Raw genomic sequence first — 9,397 nt, forward strand, 5'->3', positions numbered from 1 at the left:
TCTCGATTCAGTCAGGGATAAAAGGCAAGAATGCGGTAGCCGGCCACCCGCAGCGGCGGCAGCGACTCGGAAGAGGACGACGATGGCGACACCTTCATGCTCACCACGCCGACCAGCTCAGAGCGGCCGGCCAGCGTGGTTTTACCCGGAGCAAACTGCACGGGCTGCAGCACGCGGCGCAGCACCGCCAGGTCCTGGGTGTCGGTCAGGGTCAACTCCATCGCGGGTATTTCCAGCAGCGTGGCGCCGGTGTTCTTGAGCGTGAAGCTCAGGCGATAGGCATCGGCGCCAATGCGGTTGAAGCTGGAGCTGTCGATCACCAGCGAGTCAATACGGCGCGGCGGCCGGATTTGGCAATCAAGCGGCCGGCACAAGGCCTGCAGCAGGGGTTCGAGCCGGGGCTCCAGCACGGCGAGTTCGTCTTTTTGCTGCAGCAGCCACTGCAGCGCAAGTGCCGCCAGCAGCAGCAGCGCCAGCAACACCAGCACCCAGCGCACCAGAGGCCTTTTCCAGAACGCCTTGCGCCGGGCGTCCCGCACAAAAGACACATCCTGCGCCGGCTGCGGGTCGGCGCTGCGGTCGGGCACCGGGCCGGCGTCATTGTCTGCCGGACTCTTCACCAGAAGCGCTGGTTGCGTCGGCAAGTCGAGGAAGGAAGTGTGGTGGTCCGGGCCATCCGCCGCTGGCGTGTGGTCGTAAGTGGCCCAGGCTTCGTTCTGCTGGCGCTCATCCTGTTCCCGCTTCCAGGCGGCCGGATCAAAATCCGCCGCGCCGGCCAGCTCGGCATCCTCCGGCTCGGTCGGGTCAGGCGCCGCGACCACGTCCGCGGCAGCGCCGGGCAGCACCTCGGGCGCCTGAGGCGGTGCTGGCGCGGGCGCCTCAAACGCTGCGGTTTCATGCAAGCCGACGGGCGCAGGCTCGGTTGTGGGCGCGGGCGGCGCTGACTCGGCCGGCTGCAGGTGCGCCGAGGCATCGAACACTTCGAAGCATTGCCCGCATCGCACCCAGCCCTGGGAGACTTTGAGTTGATCGGCCACGACTTTGAACATCGTGTCGCAGGCGGGGCAGCGCGTGATGAGGCTCATTTAGCGCTGTATTGTAGGGGGTGGCTGCCGGCCGGCAGCGGCTGAAAACGGGGATGCGGGCGCTGCGCTCAAAGCCGCGCGGTCATCAGGATCCAGCCGTCTTCCTCGTCCTGCACGTCGAGTTGGCAAAACGGCTGGTAGGCGGTCTTCAACTCGTCGGCCTGGCGCGCCAAAATGCCGGCCAGCACCAGGTTCCCGCCCTTTTCGACATGCGCGCAGAGCAGCGGCGCCAGCACCTTGAGCGGCGTGGCCAGAATATTGGCCAGCACCGTCTGGTAGCGGCCCACCGCCTGGTCGGGCAGGCCCGCCTGGAGTTGCACATGGTTGGCCTTGGCATTGGCGCGAGTCGACTCAACCGCCGCTTCGTCGATATCGACCGCATCAATCGCCTTCGCGCCAAACTTGGCCGCGCCAATGGCCAGGATGCCCGAGCCGCAACCATAGTCGAGGACACGGCCCCACTGCTTTTTGGCCGCGCCCTGGCCAGCAATCCAGCGCAGGCACATGCGCGTGGTCGGATGGGTGCCGGTGCCAAAGGCCAGCCCAGGGTCCAGGCGGATCAGCTGTTTTGCGGCAGCCGGCGGTTCATGCCAGGTCGGCACAATCCAGAATTCGGGCGTGATTTCGACCGGCGTGAACTGCGACTGCGTCAGCCGCACCCAGTCCTGGTCGGCCACGGCCTGCACCGCCACCAGCCGGCAGCCGGCAAAAAAGTCCTGCGCCGCCAGCACCGAGGCGGCGTCCTTCGCCAGCGCTTCCGTGGCAAACAGCGACGCGATGCGCGAACGCTCCCAGCCGGCCTTGGGCGGCGGCATGCCGGGCTCGCCAAACAGCGCCTGCTCGGCCGGGGTCCGGGCGTCGGCGTCTTCCACCGACACGCTGAGCGCGTCCAGCGCATCCAGCGCGTCGCTGAGCGTCTCGACCTGGTCCACCGGCGCCAGCAAAATCAGTTCAAACAGGCTCATCGGATCGATCCACCATGACTAGCGGACCCGCTTGGAAAGCCATTCTTCGAGATAGTGAATGTTGGTGCCCCCATCCACAAATTTGGCGTCCACCATCAGCTCGCGGTGCAGCGGAATGTTGGTGTTGATGCCCTCCACCACGGTTTCGGCCAGCGCGGTGCGCATGCGGGCCAGCGCCTGCTCGCGGGTGTCGCCATGCACAATGATCTTGCCAATCATCGAGTCGTAGTTGGGCGGCACAAAGTAATTGGCATAAATATGCGAATCGACCCGCACGCCCGGTCCGCCCGGTGTGTGCCAGGTCGTGATGCGTCCCGGCGAGGGGATGAACTTGTAGGGGTCTTCCGCATTGATGCGGCATTCAATCGCATGGCCCTTGAGCTGGATGTCGCGCTGGACAAAGGGCAGCCTTTCACCGGCCGCCACCATGATCTGGGTGCGCACAATGTCCACGCCGGTGATCCATTCGGTCACCGGGTGCTCGACCTGCACGCGGGTGTTCATCTCGATGAAGTAAAACTCGCCGTTTTCATAGAGGAACTCGAAGGTGCCGGCGCCGCGGTAGCCAATTTTCTTGACGGCCGCCACGCAGCGCTCGCCAATGCGCTCGATCAGCTTGCGTGGAATGCCGGGCGCAGGGCCTTCCTCAATGACTTTCTGGTGCCGCCGCTGCATCGAGCAGTCGCGCTCGCCCAGCCAGACCGCGTTCTTGTGCTGGTCCGCCAGAATCTGGATTTCGATATGGCGCGGGTTCTGCAGGAATTTCTCCATGTAGACCTCGGGGTTGCCAAAGGCAGCACCGGCTTCGGCCTTGGTGGTCTGCACCGCGTTGAGCAGCGCCGCCTCGGTGTGCACCACGCGCATGCCGCGGCCGCCGCCGCCGCCCGCGGCCTTGATGATGACCGGGTAGCCCACCTGCTTGGCCGTGCGCTTGATGTAGGCCGCGTCATCGGGCAAGGCGCCCTCGGAGCCGGGCACGCAGGGCACGCCGGCCTTGATCATGGTCTGCTTGGCCGACACCTTGTCGCCCATGATGCGGATCGATTCGGGGGTGGGGCCAATGAACTTGAAGCCGCTTTTCTCGACCCGCTCGGCAAAATCCGCGTTTTCGCTGAGGAAGCCATAGCCGGGGTGAATCGCTTCCGCGTCGGTGACTTCCGCAGCCGAAATAATGGCCGGCATGTTGAGGTAGCTCTGGGCCGAGGGCGCCGGCCCGATGCACACCGCCTCGTCCGCCAGCTTGATATATTTGGCCTCGCGGTCGGCTTCCGAGTAAACCATCACGGCCTTGACGCCGAGTTCGCGGCAGGCGCGCTGGATGCGCAGGGCGATTTCGCCGCGGTTGGCGATCAGTATCTTTTTAAACATGCGTGGGGGGTGTCAGTCTGTGGGATGGTCTGCAAGGCGAAGCGGCCAGCGGGACGGCATCACTCGATCATGAAAAGGGGCTGGCCGTATTCCACCGCCTGGCCGTTTTCGGTCAGTATCTTGGTGATGGTGCCGGACTTGTCGGCCTCAATCTCGTTCAGGATTTTCATCGCTTCGATGATGCAGATCGTCTCACCTTCCTTGACCACGCTGCCGACTTCCACAAAGGCCTTGGCGCCGGGGCTGGAAGAGCGGTAGAAGGTGCCCACCATCGGCGACTTGACGGTGTGGCCCGCCGGCGCGGCCTCCACCACCGGGATGGCCGGGGCGGCAGTCACGCCCGGTGCCGGTGCTGCTACCATGGCAGCGGCGGCTTGCTGCATGACCAGGGGAGCACCGCTGGATTTGACGATGCGGACCTTGCCCTCGGCCTCGGTAATTTCAAGTTCAGACACATTGGACTCTGAAACGAGGTCGATCAGGGTCTTGAGTTTTCTTAGATCCATGGTTCTCTCCAACGACGGTAGATGCTGGCGCATGGATTTCAGCACGCAGCTTGTAGTTATTGTGGGACAACGGCCCATCAAGCCGAACTTCCTTCTTTTTCCGCTTACTTTCCGCTTTTACACGCTAAAGGCGCCTATAGCAAAGTACTACGTCAGGCCATCAGGTCCGCAGCCTGGGAAAGCGCAGAGTGTACCTCAAGCCAAAACCGGCCGGTTGAGCCTTTCAGTGGCCCGAAACTATTTCATCTGCACCCACTTGGCCAACTCTTCGGGCAGTATCTTGCCGATTTTGCGCTCACGCAGCTTACCGGCGGCATCGAACACCACCGTAAACGGCAGCCCGCCCTGCAGATTGCCCAGTGACTTGCTCAGCTCGGTGCCACTCAGACCGGCCATGCCGACCGGAAAATTGAGTGGACGGGTCTGCAGCCAAGTCCGCACCGCGCTGGGTTGGTCTACCGCCAGGCCGACAACTTGCCAGCTTTTGCCTTTATTTTCCTGATAGAAGTAATCCAATAAGGGAAGTTCTTCGATGCAGGGTGGGCACCAGGTGGCCCAGAAGTTGACCAGCAGCGGCTTGCCCTGAAAACTGCTCATCGCCAGTTTTTTGCCGTCCGGCGTGTCAAAAGCCAGCGCCCAGAAGGCCTTGGCAACCTCCGCGTCATCGCCGGCGTCGGCGGCAAGGGGTGGGCCGGCTTGACTGGCCAATTGAGGCATTTGCGCTGCGCTCGCCCGCGACTTCCACCAGGCTACCCCGGCACCGGCCAGGCCGGCCGCAGCGGCCACGCCGCCATACACCATCGTTCTGCGTTTCATGTTTCCGACTCTCCAGGCAAAGGGCTTGACAACAATTTCTGCACGGCCATCAGGTCGCCACGCGGCGCCCGGCCCTTTCCATCGGGCCGCAAGGCACCGCGCAGGTCGTCGTGGTCATACACCAGCAGGTGCACGCCCACGGTTTCATTCAGCGGCTGGCACAGGCTGCTCAGGCTCAGCGCTTCCACCGGGCCGCCGGTAAAGCCGGTCACCGTGCGCGGCTCATAGTCCACATTGTGCTCAATCAGCGCAATCTCCGCCGACTTCGGGTCGTCGCAAAACAGCTGGATATAAATGTCGGACAGCCGGGTCGCCGTGCCGTGCCAGACCGCGCCCCCCAGATAGGGCCGGAATTGCGCCATCCGCTGCATCCAGAGCAGCGCCAGCGCGCGCAGGGCGGCCAGCTCCGTCGGCTGGGTGTCCGCGCAAAACAACGCAATGTACTCGCGCACTGCGTCCTCCAGCGCGTCGTTGTCGGGCAGTTCGGTGCGCGCGGGCAGCGCCATCTGCTTGACGGCGCGGCGCTTGGCCGGGCCGTATTCCAGCCCTTCTTCGACCACCATGGCGGCGGCGGCGGCGGCAATTTCAGATTTGAGGGTGTAGGGCGTCACGATGGGCAGGCGGCAGGCGCCAGAAAGCGGCAAGAGAACGAAAACAGGGCGACAGGAGAGGAAAGGGAGATTGTGCCCAGATTGGGTTCGCCGCCACGGCTAAAGTTCAGCAAGCAACCATTTGCTATTAAATTAATAGCACATAGTGCTTATGTTACAGGGGCTGGCGGCCATTTTCATCATCAAACAGGGCAAAACCACGACTCCGATGCGCCCGGCCGCGCTGCCCGCCCTGCCTAGAATACGCCCCATGCACATACATATTCTGGGAATTTGCGGCACCTTCATGGGCGGCCTGGCCGCGCTGGCGTGCGAGGCCGGGCACCGGGTCACGGGCTGCGACAGCGGCGTTTACCCGCCCATGAGCGATCAGCTGCGCGGCCTGGGGATTGAGCTGATCGAAGGCTACGGCGCCGACCAGCTGGCCTTTGCGCCCGATGTGTTCGTGGTCGGCAACGTGGTGTCGCGGGCACGGCTGGTCGATGGCCGCCCCAAATATCCCTTGATGGAGGCCATCCTCAACAGCGGCCGGCCCTACACCAGCGGCCCGCAATGGCTGTCGGGCCATGTGCTGCACCACCCGACCCACCACGCCACCGGCCCGCGCCATGTGCTGGCCGTGGCCGGCACCCACGGCAAAACCACCACCACCGCCATGCTGGCCTGGATTCTGGAGAGCGCCGGACTCAAGCCGGGCTTTCTGGTCGGCGGCGTGCCGCTCAACTTTGGCGTGTCGGCGCGTCTCGGCGAGGGCAACTCCTTCGTCATCGAGGCTGACGAATACGACACGGCGTTTTTCGACAAACGCAGCAAGTTCGTGCATTACCGGCCGCGCACCGCGATCTTGAACAACCTGGAGTTTGACCACGCCGACATTTTTGACGACCTGGCGGCGATTGAACGCCAGTTTCACCACCTGGTGCGCACCGTGCCCTCCCAGGGCCGCATCGTCGTCAACGCCCAGGAGGAAAGCCTGCAGCGCGTGCTGGCCCAGGGCTGCTGGAGTGAGCAGCTACTCTTTGGCAATAGCCGCAATAGTGGCAACAGCGCCACTACCGCCAGGCACGACGGCTTCACCGCCCACGGCGAACCGCATGATTTTGAGGTACGCAAGGCCGGGCTGAAAGTGGCTCAGGTGCGCTGGAACGTCAGCGGCATGCACAACCAGCTCAACGCGCTGGCCGCCATCGCCGCGGCCGAGCATGTGGGCGTGGCGCCCGGCCTGGCGGCCGAGGCGCTGGCCAGCTTTCAGAACGTCAAGCGCCGCATGGAAGTGCGCGGCGTGATTTCTTCAGCCGCTGGCGACATCACGGTCTACGACGACTTTGCCCACCACCCTACCGCCATCCACACCACGGTCGATGGCCTGCGCCGCCAGCTGCAAAGCGCCGGCCGGGGCAGCCAGCGCATCCTGGCCATCTTCGAGCCGCGCAGCAACACCATGAAGCTGGGCAGCATGACGGCGCAACTGCCCTGGAGCCTGGAAGCGGCCGACCTGGCGTTTTGCCACGCCGGCGGGCTGGATTGGGACGCCTGCGCCGCCTTGGCCCCGATGGGCGCACGGGCCCGGGTGGCGGGCAGCATCGATGAGCTGCTGGCCCAGGTCAAAGCCGCCGCCCGGCCAGGCGACCATTTGCTGTGCATGAGCAATGGCGGATTTGGCGGCATCCACGCGCGCCTGCTGGAGGCGCTGCGGGCCTGATGGCCTGATGACGCTATATATTTAATAGCAGTTCGAGCATGTTCTGCATGGGCCAGAGGCCAAAATGACCGCCAAAAAACAGAAAAAAGACCGGCCAGCCTCTCCCTGGGCCGGATCCTAGTAGCTGATGGTCAGCGCGGTCGCATCCACATGCACCACCGGCTTGGCCAGCGCGGCGCTGGCGGCGCGGGCAAAGGTCTGCGCCCACTGGGCATCGGCAAATTTGGCGGGCCCGGCGGCCTGGGCCACCACCACCACCTTGTCGGCCGTCAGCAGCTTGCCGGTGGGCCGCAGCGGTTCGCAGCCCATCTCGGTGAACTGCTCGTCAAGCCAGCTTCGGGCCGTGTCATGCGGCATAGGCTGCACCTCGTTCAGGTCTATCCGAACCGGCGGACGGTCTTTAAACGTGACACTGACTTCGCTGCGCATGGCGGGCTCCTGTTGGTGTGGATGGATGCTGCTCCGATTTTGCACGGCTGGGCGGCCGGGTCAACCGCGCCGCGCCACCACCGCCGCCGACAGAGCTTCCAGCACCTGCAGCGAATCGTCCCAGCCGAGGCAGGCGTCGGTGATGCTTTTGCCGTATTCGAGCGCCCTGGCGTCGTCCTTGCCGGGCGTGAACTTCTGCGCGCCGGGGGTCAGATGGCTTTCGACCATCAGGCCGAACACGCTCCGCGAGCCAGCCGCCACCTGGCCAGCGATGTCGCGCGCCACTTCCAGCTGCTTTTCGTGCTGCTTGGAGCTGTTGGCATGGCTGCAGTCGACCATCAGGGTGGCCGGCAGCTTGGAGGCTGCCAGCTCCTTGCAGGCCGCCGCCACGCTGGCGGCGTCGTAGTTGGGCGACTTGCCGCCGCGCAGAATCACATGGCAGTCCTTGTTGCCGTTGGTCTGCACGATCGCCACCTGGCCGTTCTTGTGCACCGACAAAAAGTGGTGGCCGCGCGCCGCCGCCTGAATCGCGTCGGTGGCAATGCGGATGTTGCCATCGGTGCCGTTCTTGAAGCCGATCGGGGCCGACAGGCCCGAAGCCAGTTCGCGGTGCACCTGGCTTTCGGTGGTGCGCGCGCCAATCGCGCCCCAGGCAATCAGGTCGCCGATGTACTGCGGTGAAATCACGTCGAGGAACTCGCTGCCGGCCGGCAGGCCCAGGCGGTTGATGTCGATCAGCAGCTGGCGCGCGATGCGCAGGCCTTCATCGATGCGAAAGGTTTCGTCGAGGTAAGGGTCATTGATCAGGCCTTTCCAGCCGACGGTGGTGCGCGGTTTTTCAAAGTAGACGCGCATCACGATTTCCAGCGTGCCTTCGTACTTTTTGCGCTGCTGGGCCAGGCGGCGCGCGTAGTCGAGCGCGGCGGCGGGGTCGTGGATGGAGCACGGACCGATGACCACCAGCAGCCGGTCGTCGCTGCCGGCCATGATGTTGTGAATGCTCTGGCGGGTCTGGGTGATCAGCGACTCAACGGCGGTGCCGCGAATCGGGAAAAAGCGGATGAGATGCTCGGGAGGGGGTAGCACGGTGATGTCCTTGATGCGTTCGTCGTCGGTCTGGCTGGTTTTCTCGACGCTCGCATACCAGCTTTCGCTGGCGGATTTGGCCTGGGCTGCGGCTTGGGCGGGTGCATTCATCACGGAACTCCTTGTTTGAGATTTCTACAGATTTCAGGGATTTAAAAACAGGTGAGCCATCAAACGGGGCAAAAAAAAACCGCCGGGCGTCCGGCGGTTTTTTGAGATTTGTTGCGTTTTTTTTAGCTTACGCGAGTATCTCTCTACCGCCGGTGGCGCTTGAGAACCAAAAGTAAGCAAAATAAAATTTCGCGCAAGTCATGGGGTGCAATGTAGCACAGGTCGAAAAAAGGGCTTACGCGGTGCCGCCCACGGTCAGGCCGTCTATGCGCAGGGTCGGCTGGCCCACGCCCACCGGCACGCTCTGGCCTTCCTTGCCGCAGGTGCCCACGCCGCTGTCGAGCTGCATGTCATTGCCCATCAGGGTGACGCGGGTCAGCGCGTCCGGGCCGTTGCCGACAATCGTCGCGCCCTTGACCGGGTACAGAATCTTGCCGTTTTCAACCCAGAAGGCTTCGCTGGCCGAGAACACGAACTTGCCGCTGGTGATGTCGACCTGGCCACCGCCAAAATTGGTGGCATACAGGCCTTTTTTGATGCTGGCCACGATTTCCTCGGGCGCCTTGTCGCCGCCCAGCATGTAGGTATTGGTCATGCGCGGCATCGGCACATGGGCATAGCTCTCGCGGCGACCGTTGCCGGTGGGTTTGACGCCCATCAGGCGCGCATTGAGCGAGTCCTGGATGTAGCCCTTCAAAATGCCGTCCTCGATCAGCAC

At 63.9% G+C, this 9,397-nt stretch carries 10 protein-coding genes; 1 reads left to right on the forward strand and 9 read right to left on the reverse strand.

The annotated features are described in order from the left end of the window. Nucleotides 1-11: 11 nt before the first annotated feature. From RMO23_RS06670 to RMO23_RS06695, 6 genes are all read right to left on the reverse strand, one after another. Complete coding sequence (locus RMO23_RS06670) at nt 12-1,085, reverse strand: DUF3426 domain-containing protein (RefSeq protein WP_309679724.1); 1,074 nt, start codon at nt 1,083-1,085, stop codon at nt 12-14. A 68-nt stretch (nt 1,086-1,153) separates the two neighbouring features. Further along, a complete protein-coding gene (gene prmA, locus RMO23_RS06675) occupies nt 1,154-2,044 on the reverse strand; it encodes a 50S ribosomal protein L11 methyltransferase (RefSeq protein ID WP_309679739.1) in 891 nt (296 codons plus the stop codon). A gap of 24 nt (nt 2,045-2,068) precedes the next feature. Beyond that, complete coding sequence (gene accC / locus RMO23_RS06680; RefSeq protein ID WP_309679726.1) at nt 2,069-3,418, reverse strand: acetyl-CoA carboxylase biotin carboxylase subunit; 1,350 nt, start codon at nt 3,416-3,418, stop codon at nt 2,069-2,071. A 59-nt stretch (nt 3,419-3,477) separates the two neighbouring features. Further along, nucleotides 3,478-3,924, reverse strand: coding sequence for an acetyl-CoA carboxylase biotin carboxyl carrier protein (accB, locus tag RMO23_RS06685; RefSeq protein WP_309679728.1), 447 nt, complete (start codon nt 3,922-3,924; stop codon nt 3,478-3,480). 237 nt (nt 3,925-4,161) lie between these two features. Beyond that, complete coding sequence (locus RMO23_RS06690) at nt 4,162-4,740, reverse strand: TlpA disulfide reductase family protein (RefSeq protein WP_309679730.1); 579 nt, start codon at nt 4,738-4,740, stop codon at nt 4,162-4,164. Then, on the reverse strand, nt 4,737-5,303 hold the full coding sequence (locus RMO23_RS06695; protein ID WP_309679741.1) for a hypothetical protein: 567 nt from the start codon (nt 5,301-5,303) through the stop codon (nt 4,737-4,739). The genes RMO23_RS06690 and RMO23_RS06695 overlap by 4 nt, the downstream gene beginning before the upstream one ends. Nucleotides 5,304-5,601: 298 nt before the next feature. On the opposite strand from RMO23_RS06695, the gene mpl reads away from it, so the two are divergent. Continuing rightward, on the forward strand, nt 5,602-7,053 hold the full coding sequence (gene mpl / locus RMO23_RS06700) for a UDP-N-acetylmuramate:L-alanyl-gamma-D-glutamyl-meso-diaminopimelate ligase (protein ID WP_309679732.1): 1,452 nt from the start codon (nt 5,602-5,604) through the stop codon (nt 7,051-7,053). Between the two features lie 117 nt (nt 7,054-7,170). Here the strand turns inward: mpl and RMO23_RS06705 are convergent, their stop codons facing one another. The 3 genes from RMO23_RS06705 to RMO23_RS06715 form a co-directional block, all read right to left on the reverse strand. Then, entirely contained in the window at nt 7,171-7,482 is a 312-nt protein-coding gene (locus RMO23_RS06705; protein WP_309679734.1) for a hypothetical protein, read from the reverse strand. A 60-nt stretch (nt 7,483-7,542) separates the two neighbouring features. Next, a complete protein-coding gene (locus RMO23_RS06710) occupies nt 7,543-8,679 on the reverse strand; it encodes a 3-deoxy-7-phosphoheptulonate synthase (protein ID WP_309679735.1) in 1,137 nt (378 codons plus the stop codon). Between the two features lie 235 nt (nt 8,680-8,914). Continuing rightward, nucleotides 8,915-9,397 (reverse strand): metallopeptidase TldD-related protein (locus tag RMO23_RS06715; protein WP_309679737.1); only part of this gene is annotated, 483 nt, incomplete at its 5' end.

This window comes from Polaromonas sp. (genome assembly GCF_031411155.1).
Classification (GTDB): Bacteria; Pseudomonadota; Gammaproteobacteria; order Burkholderiales; family Burkholderiaceae_C; genus Polaromonas.

Excerpts from the sequence above, each read along its gene's own strand:
- accC (WP_309679726.1), bottom strand. The coding sequence starts at position 3,418 with ATGTTTAAAAAGATACTGATCGCCAACCGCGGCGAAATCGCCCTGCGC.
- RMO23_RS06690 (WP_309679730.1), bottom strand. The coding sequence starts at position 4,740 with ATGAAACGCAGAACGATGGTGTATGGCGGCGTGGCCGCTGCGGCCGGC.
- RMO23_RS06695 (WP_309679741.1), bottom strand. The coding sequence starts at position 5,303 with ATGGTGGTCGAAGAAGGGCTGGAATACGGCCCGGCCAAGCGCCGCGCC.
- RMO23_RS06670 (WP_309679724.1), bottom strand. The coding sequence starts at position 1,085 with ATGAGCCTCATCACGCGCTGCCCCGCCTGCGACACGATGTTCAAAGTC.
- accB (WP_309679728.1), bottom strand. The coding sequence starts at position 3,924 with ATGGATCTAAGAAAACTCAAGACCCTGATCGACCTCGTTTCAGAGTCC.
- mpl (WP_309679732.1), top strand. The coding sequence starts at position 5,602 with ATGCACATACATATTCTGGGAATTTGCGGCACCTTCATGGGCGGCCTG.
- RMO23_RS06710 (WP_309679735.1), bottom strand. The coding sequence starts at position 8,679 with ATGAATGCACCCGCCCAAGCCGCAGCCCAGGCCAAATCCGCCAGCGAA.
- RMO23_RS06705 (WP_309679734.1), bottom strand. The coding sequence starts at position 7,482 with ATGCGCAGCGAAGTCAGTGTCACGTTTAAAGACCGTCCGCCGGTTCGG.